The following is a 20,153-nucleotide window of genomic DNA, read 5'->3' as shown; positions in this document are numbered from 1 at the left end:
AATCAGACTTCCAACTTCACTATCAATCGAGCGGCTTTAGCCCAATCGACTTGCTCGACGCTTTCAATACCGTCACTCAACTCCTCAAGAATTTCGAACTGAATCGCACCACGGTGCTGAGCCTCCGAATAGGAAATTTCTGGATGAAACACCACCATCGAATAGCGCGGGATGAATTTGCCTTCGTAACGCTTCTCAAGCTCGAATCCAATTTCTTTTTTGAGCTGGAATTTTGGATCCGCCGTTGTCTCAGACATCTCCACAAAGTTCTCAAGTGCCATATCCGCAATGGCATCGGTATTGGGTTTTCGAATATATTGCAGCTCGTCAAATAGTGCATCCCAATCAAGGTGACTGCCATGCTTATCCAACAAGCGTCCCAACTCAAAGCAATCTTCAAAGCCTGAATTCATCCCTTGCCCGAAAAAGGGGACGATCGCATGAGACGAATCTCCTAGCAAAATCGACTGCTCGCCAACTCTCCATGGGAAACACTTCACCGTCACCATTGAGCCTGCATGATTCTCAAAATACTCCTGCTTTAAATCCGGCATCATTCGTAAAGCATCGGGGAAATATTGCTGAAAGAAACCTTCAACCTCTTGCTCCGTCTTCAAACTATCAAAGCTATTCTCACCCTCATGCGCCATATAGAGAGTGCAGGTGAAGCTACCATCCAGATTCGCTAGCGCCATAAACATAAAATCTTTGCGCGGCCAGATATGCAGAGCATTAGGGTCGATCGGATGGCTACCATCCACATTAGCAGCAATGACGAGTTCTTTATAGCCATGGCTTAGGAAATTTTGCGAATAATCAAAATTAACTACCTGATTCAACATCGCCTTGCGCATGGCCGAGAAGGCACCGTCCGTGCCCATGGCTCGTTCCACCGGCACGGTTTCAGACGCATTTGTCTGATCATTATGAAAAGTCAGCGTTTTCGCTTTAATATCATAATCGGTACAGGTGCGATGGAACAGCACCTCAACATTATCGTGCGCATCTGCTGCTTCTAGTAGCAGCTTATTGAGCAAGCCACGTGAGACGGAATTAATCACCTCGCCCTCATGCTGACCGTAAGGTACTCGATTGGTCTGGCCTTCCACATCATGCAGCATCCGCGCACTGACTGGAATCGCAAGTTCCATCGCTTTCTCTTTTAAACCTACACGTTCCAACGCTTGTATCCCACGTGATGTCAGCACCAAATTGATCGAACGACCGGCGGCAATATCCACCTTACGCATATCAGGGCGGCGCTCATAGAGCTTAACTTGAAAGCCTTCATTGCCTAACATGACGGCAGCAAGCGAACCAACCAAGCCGCCACCTACAACATGAATTTCCTGACTCATGCGGCCACCTTTATATTTAATTCCTGCGCAAATATTTCAACAAAACGATACACATCAGCGTAGCTATTATAGAGCGGCATCGGTGCTACGCGAATGCAATTCGGTTCGCGCCAATCGCAAATCACGCCGGCCGCTTCGAGCGCTTCAAACACCTTTTTGCCATTTTCGTTCACAACGATGGAAAGCTGTGCACCGCGCTGATTCGTATCGCGAGGGGTTAGAATATCGAAAGCATCACACTTCAAGCTATCAAGTAGGAACTCCATATAACCGGTTATTTTTAAGCTCTTTTTGCGTAATTTATCCATTCCCACTTCATCGAAAATTTCGAGTGAGGCTTTGACTGCGGCAAGCGATAAAATCGGCGGGTTCGAGAGCTGCCAGCTTTCTGCGCCACCGATGGCTTTAAAGTTCGGACCCATCTTAAAACGAGTTTCTTTATCATGCCCCCACCAGCCGTTAAAACGTGGAAGGTCGGCTTGCGCATGACGTTCATGCACAAAACAACCTGACACACTACCGGGGCCAGAATTCAGATATTTATAACTACACCAGCACGCAAAATCGACACCCCACTCATGCAATTTGAGTGGCACATTCCCCGCCGCATGGGCAAGATCGAAACCGACTTGAGCACCTTTTGCATGACCGGCTTTGGTAATCGCCGCCATATCGAAAAGTTGGCCTGTATAATAATTTACGCCACCCACCATAATGAGCGCGATACTGTCGCCTTCACGTTCTATTAAATCCAGAATATCTTGCGTCTGTAAGGTTGTTTGGCCATCTCGTGGCTGCATTTCAATTAACGAAGTTTCTGGATCAAAACCATGGAAGCTAATTTGAGATTGTACGGCATATTGATCGGACGGGAAGGCGTTATTTTCAATCACAATTTTATGACGCTGCGCCGTGGGGCGATAAAATGACACCATCATCAAATGCAGGTTCACACTGAGCGTGTTCATCGCCACTACTTCGGATGGCTTTGCCCCGACGATCTTAGCATAGCTTTCCGCCAAAAACTCATGGTAGGGCAGCCATGGATTTTTCGCATGCATGTGCCCTTCTACGCCGAGCTTCTGCCAATCTTTCAGCTCTTGCATAATGGCACTTTCAGTACGCTTGGGTTGCAGGCCGAGCGAGTTGCCGCAAAAGTAAATCGACTCCTTGCCATGCGCCTGCGCAATATAGAATTCATCACGATAGTTTTTGAGTGGATCCTGTGCATCCAGCTCAACGGCAAAGGCTTTATCGGTGCGATAGTCAGTCATTTTTAGTTACCTCATAGAGAATTGGGTGGCTGGGTGCCGCGTCCATCATAAAGGCTGCGACTTGCAAATCGAGCAAATAGTTTCCGTCTTTAATCGCATCCACCACATAGATAAGTTCGGTGATAGTTTTGGGTGAAGGATTAGCGGCATCTACCGCGTGGCTGCCTTCTGGGATACCCCAATAGATATGGTGATTGGTGAGTTTTCCGTCATCATCCAGTCGGTCAACCGAAGGTGTATCAATCAAGACATGCTGCACGCCGAGTTCAACAATGAGACCCATTGCTTCGAGCGTGAAGAAGGGCGGCATATCGCAAGCATAATCGCCGCTTTGTTTGGCGAGTGCGTTGGGGGTGGTACGAATGATTAATGCTTTTAAGAAACCGTCATTGCGAGGAGCGTCAGCAATGAGGGTTTCTTTCAAGCTCTCCGCAGTAATTAACCTATCATCGGCCGCAAGCTCTACACTGTAAGTTTCATCTGTATCGTTGGGAGAAACGGGAGCAATCGTCACCAAACTCGCCGGCACCAAGCCGCCTTTAAAGACATCTGCGACTGATATTCGCGCATTGGAAATATGACCGACACATTCCGTATGGGTGCCATGCAAATGCGGCGCGAAGGTGAGCACCTCACAGTTACAACTTCCGCCCGCCCGCACATCACCAATATAATCACCTGCAGCATAAGCCACACCGCTGGCTGCGGGCGCGCCGAAAGCGGTTAGCCCTGCCCCATCGAATTTCACGGGGATAGTAATATCTAATGGATTATTCAGATTCGCGGTGAAGCTTTCGCCTGCAATTTCGAGATTTAATTTCATAGCCCTAACCACTCTTTTGCCGTGCCAGACAGCATCCGTTGTTTTTGTTCGCCCGTTAACAATGGCAAACGACGCATGCCATCAGCATTATCGCGGGCCAGCCAATGGAAATGACTCCACGCGGCTTCTCTATCTGCATCGGTCGATGGGAGGTGCTCGATCATATGACCGGGATAAATGCCCTTCGCTTGTGGATAGGGACAGCTATTACCTTTGGCATCTTTTAGGCTATCGGCATTAAACGGTTCGACCTCGCCTAGCGGGTAGGGATAGTCAGAACCCATGGCGATCCAGCTTGCACCAAGCGTATGGATAAGCAGCTCTAACACCCATGGATTATGGGTGAGCGTATCGGTGTAAATTTGACAATCACGCACCGCATCATACGGGTTCTGATTAGAAGCCTGCGTGAAGAGATCAGGGCGGCAATAGGCACCATGCTCCAAGCGCCCTAACAAACTGGGGAACACCCCGCCGCCATGCGCATAGAGCACGCGTAAATGCGGCAAACGCTCATGCACACCGCCACTACGCATCGCATCAAACGCAAGTGCGGTTTCCATTCCCATCGCAATCAGCCATGGTCGCCAGTTACGCGAGGCATGCATACGGGCTTTGAGTTTCGGTTCCGTCGGTGACATAAACCCACCCCATGGGTGGATGAAAATCGCCATACCCAACTCGGCCGCCGCCTCAAAGATGGCAAAGAATTTTGGATCGTCCAGCTCCTCGCCATTAATGTTGGAGAGGATTTCCACACCCGGCATGCCGAGCTCGTCACGAATACGGCGCATCTCTTTTATGGCAAGCTCTGGTGCACGCATCGGCAGCGCGCCGAGTGCGACAAAACGTTTCGGGAATTTCGCGACCGTCGCCGCATTATCATCATTGAGGATTCTGCAAATCTCTGCCGCATCTTGCCCGTTATCGACATAATCAGGAATCATCATCGGCGTCGGTGAAAGCACCTGAACCGAGACGCCAAAAACATCGCATTCATCAACGCGCACGGCGGCTTCATAGGCATTCGCCTCAATCTCACGCATCGTATCGCCGGTGTTATTAATCATACTAGCGCAGCATGGCTTGCTGGCATGCGCCTGAATACGCACGAACTCGCTATAATGCGTAAAGCGCGCAAGCTTCTCATACGTATCCGGCGAGAGGGTCGTATGCGTATGCACATCCCATTTCTCAGTCGGTTGATACGGATAATTCATCAAGATCCTTTAGGCGGCATGATGTGATTACACTCGCCACAAGTACGATTTTCTTCGCTATTCCAAAAACGATCAAACAAAGGAGGTAAATCATCGACAATGCTTTTGAGCGGCACAAATTCTTCGTGAATCTTGCTGTGACACTCATCACAATACCAGGCGAAACCATCAAGTTCGCCCTCAAAACGCTTACGCTCGATCACGAGGCCAACGGTATTCTCAAAGCGCTGCGGCGAGTGATGAATATGCGGCGGAAGCAAGAATATTTCACCTTGCTTGATGGTCACATCTTTCGGCTTTCCGTCTTCCATCACGCGCAAGATCATATCGCCTTCTAACTGATAGAAGAACTCCTCGCCAGGATCGTCATGGTAATCTTTGCGAGTGTTAGGACCGCCAATAACCATAATGATAAAATCACCTACCTCATACACCATCTTATTGCAAACAGGCGGTTTTAACTGGTCGCGATGCTCTTCAATCCACGCTTGAAGGTTGATGGGTGGCAAGTAGCTCATGGCTTAATCCTTCATCACTGCAACGCATTTTAGCTCAATAGCGATGGGCGTTGGCAGTTTGTTAATCTCAAGAGTCGTACGGCATGGCGGGTTCTCGCCGAAATATTCTTTCCATAGCGCATTATACGCTTTGAAATCATCATCCATATTGGTGAGAAACACGGTCACATCGACCAAATCTTCCCACTTCGCACCAGAGGATTCCAAAATATCGCGCACATTATTAAACACGCTGCGGCATTGTGCTTCAATATCATAATCGACAATCTTTCCACTTTCGTCCAACGTGACACCAGGAATGACTTTTGTACCTTTTTGGCGCGGCCCTACACCGGATAGAAACAATAATTCGCCCACACGACGCGCATGCGGATAAGCGCCAACAGGCTCCGGCGCAGTGCTTGAATTATGAACAACTTGGTTTGACATGTCTTATCCTTTTTAACGTTTATACAGGGCGTGTCACCGTTTTTTCTTCGGTGAAGAATTGCAGTGCACGCCATTTCCCTTCGCGGCCGATACCGGATTTTTTCATGCCGCCGAAGGGCGTATCCAAATCACGCAAGTTCCAGCAATTCAGCCAGACAATACCGCAAACCATCCCCTGGGCCATACGACTGGCTTTCGCGTCATCGCCCGTCCAGACAGAGGCGGCGAGGCCGTATTCAGTACTATTGGCGATCTCCAATGCTTCTTCTTCCGTTTCAAACGGCATGAGCGTGACAACCGGACCGAAAATCTCTTCCTGATTAGTACGACAAGTCGCAGGCAGGCCTTCTATTACCGTCGGTTCAATAAAGAACCCGTCAACACAACGGCCTTCCACAATGCGCTGTTTTCCACCGGCCAGAACCGTTCCACCTTCTTGTTTGGCAAGATCAATATAACCCAGAACCTTTTCCATATGATCACGCGAAACGGTCGCGCCATGGGTGGTTCCGACTTCTAACGGATCACCAATTTTAATCTCTGAAATCTTAGCAAGGAAATCCGTTTTGAATCTCTCATAAACCGACTTTTGCACCAGAATACGGGAACCACATAAGCAGACTTGCCCTTGATTGGCAAAAGCCGCCATGCGCACACCATCAAGCATATTCTCCCAATCCGCATCTTCAAAAATAATAGCAGGGTTTTTACCGCCCAGCTCTAATGACACTTTTTTAAGCTGCTTTGCCGCGCCAGAATAAATGATCGTTCCCGTCTCTGTGCCCCCTGTGAAGGAGATGGCGCGAATATCGGGATGATCGGTAATGGCCGCCCCCACACTTGCACCACGACCATGCAGGATATTGACGACACCTTTAGGAAAACCCGCATCATTGAGCAATTGGGAAAGCATAAAGGCCGTCATCGGCGTGACTTCCGAAGGCTTGGCAATCACGCAATTTCCTGCCGCTAAAGCCGGTGCTAATTTCCATGTAAAGAGGAGCAGAGGCAAATTCCACGGTGAGATAACCGAGACAATGCCAATGGGTGGGCGTAGCGTATAACTGCTGGAAGTTTCCTTTTCAAACCGCTCACCACCAAACTCTAATGCGGCCCCGGCAAAGGCACGTAGATTGGCAATACCGCGCGGCACATCGACCCTACCTGCTAGCGATACGGGTTTGCCATTATCAATGGATTCCGCACGGATGAAATCATCCTGTTTAGCTTCCATCAAATCGGCTAACCTATTGAGCATTACAGCACGCATCTGCGGCGTTGTTTGCTTCCAGCCTGGCCATGCGGCTTTAGCAGCATCGACCGCCGCCTGAACATCCGCCACATTTGAGTTTGAAATTTGACCGTAAATCTGCCCCGTCGCAGGCTCCACATTCTCCATAAACTCACCCGCTACCGGAGCAACCAGTTCACCATTAATGAAGTTGAGGATTCGAGTCATCGCTTAAAGACAGCCCGTGCGCCCGCCATCAACTGGCACATTAATACCGTTAATATAAGCCGCCGCAGGGCTCGCCAAGAAAGCAACGGCAGACGCCAATTCTTCAGGCGCGCCAAAACGACCGGCAGGGATAATCGCTTTTTCAGATTCGACCACTTGCTCAACGGTTTTGCCGAGCTTAGCGGCCTTGCCTTCAAATATCTCAGCAAGACGATCGGTATCGGTTGCACCGGGCAATACGTTATTGACCGTAATGCCGAAACCTCCCACTTCACCCGCCAGCGTTTTCGCCCAATTGGCCACCGCACCACGGATCGTGTTGGAAACACCCAACCCCTTAAGCGGCATTTTGACCGAGGTTGAAATCACATTGATAATACGGCCATAGCCTTCTGCTTTCATGCCCTCAAGCACCGCTTGCATCATCGCATGATTACCCAGTAAATGCTGCGTGAAGGCACCCAGAAGCTGTTCAGACGTGGCTTGATTGACTGGCCCTGCCGCAGGCCCGCCGCTATTATTGACCAGAATATGGATAGGACCATGTTGCGCCACATGCGCGCTGACCTTTGCAGTCAAACCAGCCGTGTCAGCGGCATCCGCCACGAGCACATGATGGCCTCCCCCTGCGAGGCTGGTTTTCACCGCCTCAAGGGCCGCTTCGTTACGAGCAAGCAGGGTGACGCTCGCGCCTTGGCTGGCGAGTTCAATGGCAGTCGCGCGGCCAATGCCTTTGCTGGCACCGCAGACGATGGCACGTTTTCCACTTAAGTTCTGAGTCATTTATTTCGCTCCCGTTGCATGATAATGGTAATGCATTTGTTGACTAATTTCCGCCGGAAGCTCCGGCAGTGATTTCGATGGAATTAAATACGCATTCAGCGCAAATATATCAGTAAAGATACGATGCTCAGCCACGGTGCGTAGCAAATATTCATAGCCTGATGAGCCCCCCGTTCCCATGCCCATACCGACCATACGTTGCACCATTAAGGCATGACGGAAACGCCAGCGAGCAAGTAGTTCATCGACATCCATAATATGTTTTAACAGCCCGAATGGCGCTTGTAGCACCGGTTGCTCACGGTAAATCGTAACGAAAAGCGCGGCTTGGAGCGCCTTATATGACATGCGCCATTCGCTCTTTTCATTTTTCTCTGCATCGAAAATACCTTCAAATTTTTGACGGCTACGCTCGAGCGCTTTTAATTCATTCTCTAAACCATCACCTTCTAAATTCTGTTCGGCTTGCTTGGCTTTATCATCAAGCATGGTGTAAACCGCATCGCGGTAATCATCCCAGAAGTTATAGCCACCCAAATCAACAAATGGCGTACGGCTCAGCCAGCTATCAAGTTGATCATAGAGGCTTGGAGAACTTTCCGCTTTCGCAATCGCGGCTTGGCTTTGCTTTAATAAATCCGAATCAAATTCTCCGTGAAAAACAGGAATACGGTCTTTACGAAGCAACCCTAAGCGAGTCTCGATGAGGCGGAATTGCAGGCTCTGGAACCCAGAGGCAGTGCTGAGATATTCGCGGAAATCGGTGAAAGACTGTGATGGCATCGTCTCCAACACATCAATCATGCTTTCCATTTGTGTCAAGATTTTGACGACACGGTCCAAATACATCGCGATGGGCTGCATATCGGATTCATTCATTTTCTCAGCGGCGAAACGGCCTTGAACATCATCCAGCTCGAAAAGAATTTGCTTAAACCACAACTCATAGATCTGATGAAATTGGATGAAAAGCATTTCATCATGCACTTCATTTCCGGCAGCGGTGCTTTGCGGGTGCTGCGCGCCTAGTATTTTATCGACATGCAAGTAGCTACCATATTGATCCCATGCGGGTTTTTTGCTCATATCGTTCCTGCCTTTTTGATGGCTAATTTATATCGCAATTAAAGCTCTGTGCCAACTGCTTGTGCGCAAGCATTCGCTTTCGCTCGCGCTTGCTCGATGGTTTCAGCTTGTGCGATCGCCACGCCCATACGACGACGACCTTTCACTTCAGGTTTGCCAAAGAGGCGCAGCATCGTGTCCGGCTGCGCCAGTGCTATATCAAGACTGCTAAAGCTTAGCTGCTGCGACTCGCCTTCCACCAGAATCACGCTGGAAGCGGAGGGGCCCATTTGACGGATTTCGGGAATTGGTAGGTCTAAAATCGCACGCACATGCAGTGCGAATTCAGAGAGGTTCTGCGACATAAGCGTTACCAGCCCCGTATCATGCGGGCGCGGTGACACTTCATTAAAATACACATCATCGCCTTGCACGAACAGCTCTACGCCAAACACACCTTGTCCGCCGAGACCAGCAGTGACGGCACCGGCGATACGCTCTGCTTCTTCCAATGCTTCGACTGACATAGCCTGTGGTTGCCAGCTTTCGCGATAGTCGCCATCCTCTTGGGCGTGACCGATGGGGGCGCAAAAGCTCGTTCCGTCTTTATGGCGAACGGTGAGGAGTGTAATTTCGTAATCGAACGGCACGAAGCCTTCGATAATCACCGTACCTGCGCCACCACGCGCACCTTCGCTCGCATAATCCCATGCTTTTTGGATGGAAGTTGCATCGCGGATGACGCTCTGGCCTTTGCCAGAGGAGCTCATCACTGGCTTGATGACACAAGGAATGCCAATCTCTTGCACCGCCGCTTTAAAATCGACCTCATTACTCACAAATTGATAAGGTGAGGTTTTGAGACCTAGTTCTTCTGCGGCCAAACGGCGAATTCCTTCGCGGTTCATGGTAAGTTGCGTTGCACGCGCGGTTGGGATGACTTGATAGCCTTCACCCTCCAACTCAGCCAATGTATCGGTCGCAATCGCCTCAATTTCCGGCACAATCAAATCAGGGTTTTCGAGTTCAATGATGCGGCGAAGTTCGGCACCATCCAGCATCGAAAGCACGTGACTTCGATGCGCCACTTGCATCGCGGGCGCGTTCTCATAACGATCAAGCGCGATCACTTCTACGCCCATCGCCTGAAGTTCTAACGCGACTTCTTTGCCTAACTCTCCAGAGCCGCAAAGCAGCACTTTTTTCGCAGTGAGCGATAGCGGAGTTCCAATCGAAACCATTCTCTTTTCCTTATAAAATTGCTGGCAGTTTAAGGCCTTTTTCTTTCGCACAATCACGGGCGATCTCGTAGCCAGCATCGGCGTGACGCATCACACCGGTCGCCGGATCATTCCATAAAACACGCTCAATACGGCGGGCAGCATCCTCGGAACCATCGGCGCAAATCACCATACCGGAATGCTGCGAATAACCCATCCCCACGCCACCACCATGATGCAGTGATACCCATGTCGCGCCTGATGCGCAGTTAAGTAGCGCATTTAATAAGGGCCAGTCCGAAACCGCATCTGAACCATCTTTCATCGCTTCTGTCTCACGATTGGGCGAGGCGACGGAGCCGGAATCCAAATGATCACGGCCAATTACGACGGGGGCGGATAATTCGCCTGAGGCTACCATCTCGTTAAAAGCAAGCCCTAGGCGGTGACGATCACCCAAACCCACCCAACAGATGCGGGCTGGAAGCCCTTGGAAGTCGATACGCTCGCGTGCCATATCCAACCAGTTATGCAGATGTTTATTATCGGGCAGAAGCTCTTTCACCTTCGCATCGGTTTTGTAAATATCCTCTGGATCTCCTGAAAGAGCAACCCAGCGGAATGGCCCAATACCTTGACAGAAAAGTGGACGGACATAAGCCGGCACAAAACCAGGGAAATCGAACGCATTCTCCAACCCTTCATTCAGCGCGACTTGGCGAATATTATTGCCGTAATCGAGGGTCGGGATATCACGATTCCAAAATTCAAGCATCGCTGCCACTTGGTTTTTCATGGAAGCGCGTGCGGCAACTTCCACCGCCTTTGGATCTGTCTCGCGCTTTTCTTTCCACTGCGCCATCGTCCAACCTTGCGGCAGATAACCATTAATTGGATCATGCGCGGAGGTTTGATCGGTCACAATATCGGGACGGATTTCGCGCTTCGCAATTTCTGTGAATACATCCGCTGCATTGCCAAGCAAGCCTACCGACTTCGCCTCACCCGCTGCGGTCCAACGATTGATCATTTCCAACGCCTCGTCGAGCGTTTTGGCTTTTTCATCGACGTAACGTGTGCGTAGACGAAAATCGATACTGTCTTCGTTACATTCCACGGCGAGGCAACAGGCGCCTGCCATCACCGCCGCGAGTGGCTGCGCGCCGCCCATGCCGCCAAGACCGCCGGTGAGAATCCATTTACCTGTTAGATCGCCATCATAATGCTGACGCCCGGCTTCCATAAAGGTCTCATAGGTGCCCTGTACAATGCCTTGCGTGCCGATATAAATCCACGAGCCCGCTGTCATTTGGCCGTACATCATTAGGCCTTTTTTATCGAGTTCGTTAAAGTGATCCCAATTCGCCCATTCTGGCACGAGGTTGGAATTGGCGATTAACACACGCGGCGCATCTTTATGCGTTTGGAACACACCAACCGGCTTGCCTGATTGCACGATAAGCGTTTCATTCTCTTCCAGTGCCTGCAAACTAGCGACGATTTGGTCGTAATCTTTCCATGTGCGCGCGGCACGGCCAATACCGCCATACACCACGAGTTCATGCGGATTCTCTGCCACTTCCGCATCAAGGTTATTCATCAACATGCGCAAAGGCGCTTCCGTCAGCCAGCTCTTCGCGCTGAGTTCAGACCCGCGCGCCGCACGGATATCACGCGTATTTTTACGCAGATGCTTCATGGTTTGAGACATAATCAAAATTCCTAAGGTTTAAGAGTAATGTTTGTAATGTTTGACGTAAGGTTTCCGCACGTTCAGGCAGATACGCCCAAGGGTCAGTTTCTTGCATGTAAGCAGCTTGAGTCAATTCCATTTGAATCGCATGAACATCGACGCTTGGATTGCCATAATACCGCGTCGTCCACCCGCCTTTGAAGCGACCATTGAGTACTTGAGAAAATGATGAATCGGCGCAAGCTTCCGTTACGAGTTTTTCAATTTCAGACGAACAGCTCTTACTGTCATTCGTGCCAATGTTGAGCACGGGTAATACACCTTCAAATAAGAACGGTGCTTCGGAGCGAATGGAATGACAATCATAGAGAATGGCAAAGCCATATTTCGCTTTTGTTACTTCGATCATTTGACGTAACGCCTTATGATACGGTGCGTGGAACTGTTCGGTACGATGCTTAACCTGCGCCATATCAGGTTCTTTACCCGCATGCCAAATCGGTGCGCCATCGAAATCAATGGTCGGGCAAAGGGTGGTCGTATTCTGCCCGGGATAGAGGCTCACGCCTTCAGGATCGCGATTCGCATCAATCACGTAACGGTGGAAATTCGCTTTGACGATGCTCGCCTCAGGCAAAAGCCCATCGTAAAGCCGGTCAATATGCCAATCCGTATCGCGTAGTTTTTGACCGATCTCATTTAAGCCTGCAAATATCTCTTGCGGCAACCACGTTCCGCTATGCGGCATGGCAAGGATTATCGGGCAGCTGCCTTCTTTTATCTCGACAGGATTCATAGCGTCAACATTCCTTGCACGTCCAAACCAGCGAGCAATTCACCGCTGGAAATAATCTGTGCCGCTTCCTCTAAATCATTCGCCATATAACGATCTTGCGCCAAGGTTGGGATTTTGCGGCGCAATCTATCAATGATTTTGCGTAATGTTGGACTGGTTTGCAATGGCGCGCGAAATTCAATCCCCTGAACCGCTGTGAGCAGTTCGATACCAATGATATGCGCGAGATTCTGATTCATACTGATAAGCCGGTAAGCTGCATGGCACGCCATCGAAACATGATCTTCCTGATTGGCTGAAGTCGGGGTTGAATCGACCGAACAAGACGAGGCTTTTTGTTTATTTTCAGACATTAATGCCGCCGTCGTAACCTCCGCAATCATATAGCCGGAATTCACTCCCGGTTCAGGGCTGAGGAATGCGGGTAGACCAAAGCTCAAAGTAGGGTCGACCAAAAGTGCGACTCGACGTTGCGCGATTGAGCCTAATTCCGCTATCGCTAGCGCAATTTGATCAGCAGCAAAAGCCACTGGTTCTGCATGGAAGTTACCGCCCGATACAATCGTACCATCATCAAAAACGAGCGGATTATCGGTGGCGGCATTCGCCTCAATTTCCAGCGTTTTGCTGACTTGCCTTAGCAGGTCGACGCAGGCTCCCACCACCTGCGGTTGACAACGAATACAATACGGATCTTGCACTCGCTCATCGCCCTGCAAATGACTTGTGAGAATCTCTGATCCGTCCAACACATGACGCAGGAAGCTGGCAGCATCTTGCTGTCCTTTATGACCACGAAACTCATGGATTTCGGTTCTAAAGGGAGCCGCTGCACCCATCGCCGCATCGGTTGATAGCGCGCCCGTCACCAAAGAATGTTGCGCCAAATGCCATGCATCGAACAGGCCAATAAGCGCCAGTGCAGTCGAAACTTGCGTGCCGTTAATCAGACCCAAGCCTTCTTTTGCACCCAGCACTACAGGCTCTAAACCAGCAGCCTTCAGCGCATCCGCACCGGATAAACGCTGACCTTCATAGAACGCTTCGCCCTCGCCCATCATAACAGCAGCCATATGCGCAAGTGGCGCTAAGTCGCCGGAGGCACCGACCGACCCTTTAGCAGGAATCATCGGCACGACATCACGCTCCAGCATTTTCTCAATTTGTCGAGTAATCTCCAATCGCACACCAGAAACTCCACGCCCTAGCGAGATAAGTTTAAGCACCATGATTAACCGTACCACCGGTGCATCGAGCGGCTCCCCCACACCTGAGCAATGCGAGAGGATAAGATTACGCTGCAGCTTCGTCGTATCTTCGGGCGCGATGCGCGTGCTGGCTAATTTACCGAATCCAGTATTCACGCCATAAACAGGCACGTCACCTGCCGCCGCTTTCGCAACGATCGCCGCTGAATTTTCAATCGCCGGAATGCAGGCTTCATGTAAGCAAACGGACAGCCTGTCGCTACGGTAGATTTCCTCTAACTGTACAAGACTCACGGAGCCGGGGGTTAGGGTTAATGTCATCGATTCTCTCCTATTACGCGCTTTACCAATGAGCTCCCACCGAGCGGATAGATAAGCTCGGCTGGTTCACTCACATCCCAAATCGCTAATTCTGCATTTTTACCCACTTGCAATGTGCCGATCTCATCCTGCAAACCGAGCGCTTGAGCGGCAGCACGAGTGCAACCCGCTAAAGCTTCCTCTGGCGTCAGTCGAAATAAGGTGCAGGCCATGTTCATGGTCAAAAGCAACGATGAGATCGGCGATGAACCGGGATTATTATCGGTCGCAATCGCTAGGGAAACACCGGCTTTACGCAACGCCTCAATTGGCGGTAATTTCGTTTCACGCAAGGTATAAAAAGCGCCAGGTAGCAACACGGCTACTGTATTATTTTCAGCCAAAATCGAAGCATCTTCCGGCTTCAAATATTCCAAATGGTCGACCGATAATGCACCTTTACCCGCAGCCATGACGGCACCGCCTAAATCCGAGAGCTGCTCGGCATGTAGCTTAATAGGAAGCCCAAGTTCCTGCGCTTTGGCAAAAACACGCTCCATCTGCGCAGGCGAAAAGGCGATATTCTCGCAAAACCCATCCACCGCATCGACTAAACCTTCCGCATGGGCGGCAGGCAGCATTTCGTCGCAAACGAAACGAATGTAATCATCGGCTCTATCCGCAAATTCCGGGGGCAGCGCATGTGCGCCTAGGAAAGTCGTTTTAACGCGAACTCGGCGCTCCTTTGCCAATCGACGGGCGGCGCGAAGCATTTTCAACTCGCTCTGAGTCTCCAAACCATAGCCAGATTTTATCTCAATCGTGCCAAGCCCCTCGGCAATCAGAGGATCCAGACGTTTTAGCGCCGTGGCCACGAGCTCATCTTCCGATGCGGCGCGGGTTTTCGTCACGGTCGAGAGGATGCCGCCACCACTACGGGCGATTTCCTCATAAGAGGCACCGTTCAAACGTAATTCAAATTCTTTGGCACGATTGCCGCCATGCACCAGATGCGTATGGCAATCGATCAAGGCGGGGGTGATCAGCTTACCGGCACAGTCTTCAACTTGCTGCGCGGGGGGCGCCTCTGCCACATCACCGATCCACACGATCTTGCCCTGCGTCACCCCAATCGCCGCATCACGCAGCAAACCATAGGCAGCGTCACCGGCCATCGTGGCGAGGGTGGCGTGCGTGAATAATGTTTCTACAGATTCAGGGTTTGTCATGTCGGATTATTCTATATAGTTAGACCTTATGAACCAGCTGTTTTTTACAAATCTTTTACTGCCTGAAGGTTGGGCAGAAAATGTCCTTATCGAAACCGATAATACAGGCTTAATCACCGCCGTTACGGCCAATAGCGGCCAGCCTGCTAACGGTATTGATGGGCATATTGGCGTCGCAGGAATGGCGAATTTGCATAGTCATGCGTTTCAACGCGCCATGGCAGGCCTCGGCGAATGGGCAAGCGCCGATCGTACCGATAGCTTCTGGACATGGCGCGAAGTGATGTATCGCTTCGTCGAGCGCCTGCGCCCCGAGGATCTACAGGCCATCGCCGCACAACTTTATGTCGAGATGCTGGAGGCCGGATTTACGGCTGTCGGAGAGTTCCACTACCTGCACCATCAAACCGATGGCAGCGCTTATGAGAATCGTACAGAGATGGCGCAACAAGTGATGAATGCCGCCGAAACCACCGGCATAGCGCAAACTTTATTGCCGGTATTTTATGCCTATAGCGGCTTTGGTGGCACCCCGACACAAGTCGCGCAGAAACGCTTCCATAATGATCCTGATGCATTTTTAACATTAGTCGAAACGTGCCGTAACGCTCTGCCTAACGATCGAAATACCGTAGGCATTGCGCCGCATTCGCTACGTGCCGTCACCCCTGAAACGCTCAATCATGTGCTGAATGCTACTCCAACTGGCCCCGTCCATATCCATATCGCCGAACAAGTCAAAGAAGTGGATGATTGCCTTAGCTGGTCTGGCGCTCGCCCCGTGCAATGGCTTTATGATCATCACGCAGTTGATGAGCGCTGGTGCCTCGTCCATGCGACCCATTTGGATGCATCTGAACTAGCATTGATGGCAAAGAGTAAAGCCGTCGCAGGGCTATGCCCGATCACCGAAGCTAACTTAGGTGATGGCATCTTTGAGGGAGTGGATTACGCACAAGTAGGGGGCCGCTGGGGCATCGGTTCAGACAGCCATATCCGTATCGACTTAGCCGAAGAACTGCGCAGCTACGAATATAGCCAACGTTTGCGCGATCTAGGCCGCAATCGCCTCGCTGGGGATAATCAAGCGACGGGACGCGCACTGTTTGATGCGGCACTTACAGGTGGTGCACAAGCGCTCGGTCAGGCAATGGGCGCTATCAAGGTGGGAAACTATTGCGATATCGCCTCACTCGATGAGAACCACCCTACGCTTATTGGGAAGCGACACGATAATTGGCTCAATAGCTGGATTTTCGCAGGCGATAAATCCTGCATTCGTGATGTGTGGGTGAATGGCACAAAAATGGTCGAACAGGGTCGACACAAAAAACGGGAGATAATTAGCGCTTCCTTTGCAAAAGCGATGAAACACTTAACGGATTAGACTTGCAACTCCATAGCAGGCTCTTCCACCTTGCGATCTACCCATGCTTTATCTTGGAGCTTCTCTACACGCTGCATAATCGACTGACGCAACTCATCTACATTGCCACTCACCGCCGCTTCTTTCTCAAGGAACGTCGCCGCTTCTTGGGAAAGCGCCTCCTGCTTCTCTGCACTTTGATGCGCAATGGTTTCTGCGATCATATTTTCAAGATCGCCTTGCTCTTGTTGATCAAGCCTACCCATCGCATTGGTCGCATCTTTATTTGTCGTCGCAATCACCACATCGGAAGCCGCATAAGCCCCTCCTGTTGCAGCGGCGAGTTTCCAGTCTTTACCTGCTTTTTTCTTTTCATAAGCGCGGTAGCCCCAAAATGCTTCCGTCAGCATCGAGCCATAACCAAACAAGCGCATCGGCTTTTCTTTAATCCAGCCAATAATACCCGTCTCTTTGATTCTTGATTGCTCAGGATCCGTCGTTGTTGATTTTTCCGGCAATAGCATTGAAGCCGCTTTGACTAGCAATGACATCCCACCCACTAAAATTTCGCTAATCGGCTTATCTCCACCCGGCTTGCGGTACGCTTTGATACCACCGGCAAGCATCGCGCCCGCACCTAGCGTGTAACACCATAACATCGCTTGTGCTGAATGACGACGTAGCCCGCGCGCCATCTTAGCCATGACGCCAGATTCGCGATTTAAAATTTTAGACGATTGCAGGTCATTCGTTAAACTACCCGTTTTTTGCTTCATGAACTCTGCGGTTCGATAGGAAAGGTCTTTGACTTGCTGATCTTTATTAACCGAACCAAAGAAGGTAATCACCGCCGCGCCAAGAGTGTAAAGCCACCCGGATACTTTCAGGTGCGTTTTATCCACTTTCCGCTTCGTTTTGTCATCAAACTCGTCAGTATAGCCATCCTTCAATAACGCAATATCACCAAAGCCATTTAAGACGCCCGCAATGCGGAGCTTATTTTTCTCATAGAGTGAAGGGGCAGCCTTTGCTGCCGGCTCATCTGCGCTTGAGACAGGTTTTATCTTTTGAGACTCTTCCACCCCTACATAATACGCGAAATATAACCAAAAAACCACTATAAATCAGTGCCGTAACGAAATTGTAACATTCACAGATTTACGACTAAACAGACTCACTTTCTGTACCCGTTAATCCCAATTAACGATGAGATATCATTCGTAAAAACTGCTGCATACTCTCACGATAGTAGCAAGCCCGCGCTAACTATGTTAGCAAATGGCATATGCTCAGACTCTGCATCTCTGTTGTAACAGGACTTACCTTCCTTTCTCCGTGGCTCTTTGTCAGCGCCCTAGGACCCTTTCAATTTGGCATTTGGTTTCAATCTGAACCGGTCACTTTTATCCTCTTACTAATGAGCGGTATATTAAGCTTGAGCTTGGCTCCGCTCATTCATGCTCACCGGTTACTCGATTTTTGGAAACACCCCCTTTGCCTTGCCTTGTGGGGGTTAACTTGCTGGTCTATCAGCACCAGTCTTTTCGCAGATTACCCGTTACGTTCCCTATTAGGTTCTCCAGAAATAGGACAAGGTGGCTTGTGGTTTCTCAGCTTAACACTGCTCGCCTCGGCTTTTCATATCACTCTTAAAAATCAAAATCTTAAGCTTTCCACTGCCGTGAACTTAACACTCGCTGCCCTGACGCTGGCCCTACTACAAAACAGCTTCACCGACGCTTACTGGCTACCCTCCAGCTGGCCGGATTATCTGGGGTTCGTTGCTTTATGCTTACTCATTACTCTCACCCATTTACTCCCTTGGCAAAAACTAACGCACCGCATCGCCTATTATTTCCTGTGCGGCACCATCGTTTTATGCTCCGAGAGCCTGCTCGCCATGATCGTATGGGGTGCCATTGGATTTGCGATTACAGCCTATTACCTGCTCTCTATTAAGATCAAAAAACTTGATCCGACATGCTATAAGCGCTTACTGTTATGCGGCACGTTAATTCCGATTATTTACAGCCTCTCCTGCTTAATGCCAGATGGGTATCAAGCCCTCTATGGTATTTTAACCGGAACACAGCCAAGCGACCTGCAATTCTATAACAGCTCCAGCGGCACGCGCGTTTTATTCGGGGCTATCACATGGGAGGCACTCCTTGCCAATCCATCTTATTGGCTAACGGGCGCAGGCTGGGGGCATTTCACGGATGCACTTTTTGCACATCCGTTTATCGCAAATGTATCCAACACCCCGCCTAATTGGGCTTTCACCAGCGGCACGGCTTTTCATTCGCATAATAACTATCTGGAAGCACTCTATTCAACTGGCTTGATCGGTTTGATCTGTTTCGCGGCACTTCCCTTTTTGGCCATACGCCATAATGCACCCCCTACCCTTATATGGGCTGGAACGGCCTGGATAGGTCTCTCTATCCTTTTAGGTGCCTGGTTTATGTTAGGAATTTGTTTGCCCTTTTTTGCCATTGCACTCGCGGTTTCGATACCCCCTAAAACAACAAAAGTTCAAACTTCTGCAAAATCCAAATACGTACTCCAAACGCTTCTAACCCTAAGCGCTGCAAGCTTTTTATACTTAGCAGTCACTCACTATCAGGATGCGCATAAAGGCCGCACCTATATGGATGCGATTAAAAGCGGTGTTCCACACGCACGAATCAGCGCGCCCAATGATCATCATCGTTTATGGTGGGTTTCCTTAAATTTCGCTGATTACCTGAATAAAAAGCGCGATACTCGTACTCTTTCCTTTACGACGGGCAAAACCGACATCGCCTGGTTTAGTGAAATTTTATATCAACTCGATAATGCTCTGCCCGAAAATAGCACAAAAAATACACGGCTTCGTAGCCTGCGCGCGCATATGATTAATGATTTGATCGTGTATTACTCCGGCGCACATTGGAATCATTTGCGCGCCAAAGCGAGGGTCAATTGGCATCATGTTTTATGGTCCTCTATCAAAGCGAACCCCTCACGCGGAGATATCGCTGCCCCCTATTATCAGTATTTTCTCAATCAGTTAAATAACGCCAAAGAGGCCAAGCAAGAACAGTATTTTGGTGAACGCATCCTCCTCTTAACAGAAACGGTTTTGAAAGAATTTCCACAAGACCCTACCGCCCTATGGTATTCAGGCAAAGTGCTGTTACTCCTATCACCAAACCAGCAGGCAAAAGCAAATGCACGTATAGAGAAGGCGGTTCAGTTAGGTATCGAAAAGCGCTTTTATGTATCCTCACACTAGAATCGCACCCCTTTCGTCGATCATAAAATCTCAAAAAACCTACTTCAATCGTTAATAAAACCTTAATTTTTACTTCATTTTTTTTCTATAAGAATGTTACTCAGACACTAAGTTAACTCTTAAGAAACACAGCAT

At 49.8% G+C, this 20,153-nt stretch carries 17 protein-coding genes; 2 read left to right on the top strand and 15 right to left on the bottom strand.

Annotation, left to right across the window (positions count from 1 at the left end):
• Positions 1 to 2: 2 nt before the first annotated feature.
• The 14 genes from P8P30_05310 to hutI are packed head-to-tail and all read right to left on the bottom strand — an operon-like array spanning position 3 to position 15,375.
• Positions 3 to 1,358 carry an NAD(P)/FAD-dependent oxidoreductase gene (locus P8P30_05310; protein ID MDG1286968.1) on the bottom strand — a complete coding sequence of 452 codons (1,356 nt, stop codon included), beginning with the start codon at positions 1,356 to 1,358 and terminating at the stop codon, positions 3 to 5.
• Complete coding sequence (kynU, locus tag P8P30_05305; protein MDG1286967.1) at positions 1,355 to 2,632, bottom strand: kynureninase; 1,278 nt, start codon at positions 2,630 to 2,632, stop codon at positions 1,355 to 1,357. Before kynU ends, P8P30_05310 begins: the two co-directional genes overlap by 4 nt.
• Positions 2,625 to 3,455: a cyclase family protein gene (locus P8P30_05300; GenBank protein ID MDG1286966.1), complete on the bottom strand. Its 831-nt coding sequence runs from the start codon at positions 3,453 to 3,455 to the stop codon at positions 2,625 to 2,627. The genes kynU and P8P30_05300 overlap by 8 nt, the downstream gene beginning before the upstream one ends.
• On the bottom strand, positions 3,452 to 4,675 hold the full coding sequence (locus P8P30_05295; protein MDG1286965.1) for an amidohydrolase family protein: 1,224 nt from the start codon (positions 4,673 to 4,675) through the stop codon (positions 3,452 to 3,454). The genes P8P30_05300 and P8P30_05295 overlap by 4 nt, the downstream gene beginning before the upstream one ends.
• Positions 4,675 to 5,193, bottom strand: a complete 519-nt coding sequence (locus P8P30_05290; GenBank protein ID MDG1286964.1) for a 3-hydroxyanthranilate 3,4-dioxygenase — start codon at positions 5,191 to 5,193, stop codon at positions 4,675 to 4,677. The genes P8P30_05295 and P8P30_05290 overlap by 1 nt, the downstream gene beginning before the upstream one ends.
• 3 nt (positions 5,194 to 5,196) lie before the next feature.
• A complete protein-coding gene (locus P8P30_05285) occupies positions 5,197 to 5,622 on the bottom strand; it encodes a RidA family protein (protein MDG1286963.1) in 426 nt (141 codons plus the stop codon).
• A 19-nt stretch (positions 5,623 to 5,641) separates the two neighbouring features.
• Positions 5,642 to 7,081, bottom strand: coding sequence for an aldehyde dehydrogenase (locus P8P30_05280; protein ID MDG1286962.1), 1,440 nt, complete (start codon positions 7,079 to 7,081; stop codon positions 5,642 to 5,644).
• Positions 7,082 to 7,084: 3 nt separating this feature from the next.
• Complete coding sequence (locus P8P30_05275) at positions 7,085 to 7,864, bottom strand: SDR family oxidoreductase (protein MDG1286961.1); 780 nt, start codon at positions 7,862 to 7,864, stop codon at positions 7,085 to 7,087.
• Positions 7,865 to 8,977, bottom strand: a complete 1,113-nt coding sequence (locus P8P30_05270; GenBank protein ID MDG1286960.1) for a tryptophan 2,3-dioxygenase family protein — start codon at positions 8,975 to 8,977, stop codon at positions 7,865 to 7,867.
• Positions 8,978 to 8,988: 11 nt separating this feature from the next.
• The gene (purT, locus tag P8P30_05265; GenBank protein MDG1286959.1) at positions 8,989 to 10,170 is read right to left on the bottom strand and encodes a formate-dependent phosphoribosylglycinamide formyltransferase; all 1,182 of its coding nucleotides are present in this window, start codon (positions 10,168 to 10,170) and stop codon (positions 8,989 to 8,991) included.
• 10 nt (positions 10,171 to 10,180) lie between these two features.
• Entirely contained in the window at positions 10,181 to 11,860 is a 1,680-nt protein-coding gene (locus tag P8P30_05260) for a urocanate hydratase (protein MDG1286958.1), read from the bottom strand.
• The gene (hutG, locus tag P8P30_05255) at positions 11,832 to 12,638 is read right to left on the bottom strand and encodes an N-formylglutamate deformylase (GenBank protein MDG1286957.1); all 807 of its coding nucleotides are present in this window, start codon (positions 12,636 to 12,638) and stop codon (positions 11,832 to 11,834) included. The genes P8P30_05260 and hutG overlap by 29 nt, the downstream gene beginning before the upstream one ends.
• Complete coding sequence (hutH, locus tag P8P30_05250; GenBank protein ID MDG1286956.1) at positions 12,635 to 14,167, bottom strand: histidine ammonia-lyase; 1,533 nt, start codon at positions 14,165 to 14,167, stop codon at positions 12,635 to 12,637. Before hutH ends, hutG begins: the two co-directional genes overlap by 4 nt.
• Entirely contained in the window at positions 14,164 to 15,375 is a 1,212-nt protein-coding gene (hutI, locus tag P8P30_05245; GenBank protein ID MDG1286955.1) for an imidazolonepropionase, read from the bottom strand. The genes hutH and hutI overlap by 4 nt, the downstream gene beginning before the upstream one ends.
• 28 nt (positions 15,376 to 15,403) lie before the next feature.
• Here hutI and P8P30_05240 point away from each other — a divergent pair, with 28 nt between their 5' ends.
• Entirely contained in the window at positions 15,404 to 16,762 is a 1,359-nt protein-coding gene (locus P8P30_05240) for a formimidoylglutamate deiminase (protein MDG1286954.1), read from the top strand.
• Here the strand turns inward: P8P30_05240 and P8P30_05235 are convergent.
• Positions 16,759 to 17,823, bottom strand: coding sequence for a hypothetical protein (locus P8P30_05235; protein MDG1286953.1), 1,065 nt, complete (start codon positions 17,821 to 17,823; stop codon positions 16,759 to 16,761). The genes P8P30_05240 and P8P30_05235 overlap by 4 nt on opposite strands.
• Before the next feature lie 599 nt (positions 17,824 to 18,422).
• Between P8P30_05235 and P8P30_05230 the strand changes: the two genes are divergently transcribed.
• Complete coding sequence (locus P8P30_05230) at positions 18,423 to 20,018, top strand: O-antigen ligase family protein (protein MDG1286952.1); 1,596 nt, start codon at positions 18,423 to 18,425, stop codon at positions 20,016 to 20,018.
• Positions 20,019 to 20,153: the final 135 nt, after the last annotated feature.

The organism is Rickettsiales bacterium, assembly GCA_029252805.1.
Lineage (GTDB): Bacteria > Pseudomonadota > Alphaproteobacteria > Rickettsiales > JALZUV01 > JALZUV01.
This window is presented reverse-complemented; position numbering and strand designations above follow the sequence as displayed.

What these genes read in the sequence shown, in the direction of transcription:
- P8P30_05310 (MDG1286968.1), bottom strand. Translation starts at nt 1,358, where the DNA reads ATGAGTCAGGAAATTCATGTTGTAGGTGGCGGCTTGGTTGGTTCGCTT.
- kynU (MDG1286967.1), bottom strand. Translation starts at nt 2,632, where the DNA reads ATGACTGACTATCGCACCGATAAAGCCTTTGCCGTTGAGCTGGATGCA.
- P8P30_05300 (MDG1286966.1), bottom strand. Translation starts at nt 3,455, where the DNA reads ATGAAATTAAATCTCGAAATTGCAGGCGAAAGCTTCACCGCGAATCTG.
- P8P30_05295 (MDG1286965.1), bottom strand. Translation starts at nt 4,675, where the DNA reads ATGAATTATCCGTATCAACCGACTGAGAAATGGGATGTGCATACGCAT.
- P8P30_05290 (MDG1286964.1), bottom strand. Translation starts at nt 5,193, where the DNA reads ATGAGCTACTTGCCACCCATCAACCTTCAAGCGTGGATTGAAGAGCAT.
- P8P30_05285 (MDG1286963.1), bottom strand. Translation starts at nt 5,622, where the DNA reads ATGTCAAACCAAGTTGTTCATAATTCAAGCACTGCGCCGGAGCCTGTT.
- P8P30_05280 (MDG1286962.1), bottom strand. Translation starts at nt 7,081, where the DNA reads ATGACTCGAATCCTCAACTTCATTAATGGTGAACTGGTTGCTCCGGTA.
- P8P30_05275 (MDG1286961.1), bottom strand. Translation starts at nt 7,864, where the DNA reads ATGACTCAGAACTTAAGTGGAAAACGTGCCATCGTCTGCGGTGCCAGC.
- purT (MDG1286959.1), bottom strand. Translation starts at nt 10,170, where the DNA reads ATGGTTTCGATTGGAACTCCGCTATCGCTCACTGCGAAAAAAGTGCTG.
- P8P30_05260 (MDG1286958.1), bottom strand. Translation starts at nt 11,860, where the DNA reads ATGTCTCAAACCATGAAGCATCTGCGTAAAAATACGCGTGATATCCGT.
- hutG (MDG1286957.1), bottom strand. Translation starts at nt 12,638, where the DNA reads ATGAATCCTGTCGAGATAAAAGAAGGCAGCTGCCCGATAATCCTTGCC.
- hutH (MDG1286956.1), bottom strand. Translation starts at nt 14,167, where the DNA reads ATGACATTAACCCTAACCCCCGGCTCCGTGAGTCTTGTACAGTTAGAG.
- hutI (MDG1286955.1), bottom strand. Translation starts at nt 15,375, where the DNA reads ATGACAAACCCTGAATCTGTAGAAACATTATTCACGCACGCCACCCTC.
- P8P30_05240 (MDG1286954.1), top strand. Translation starts at nt 15,404, where the DNA reads ATGAACCAGCTGTTTTTTACAAATCTTTTACTGCCTGAAGGTTGGGCA.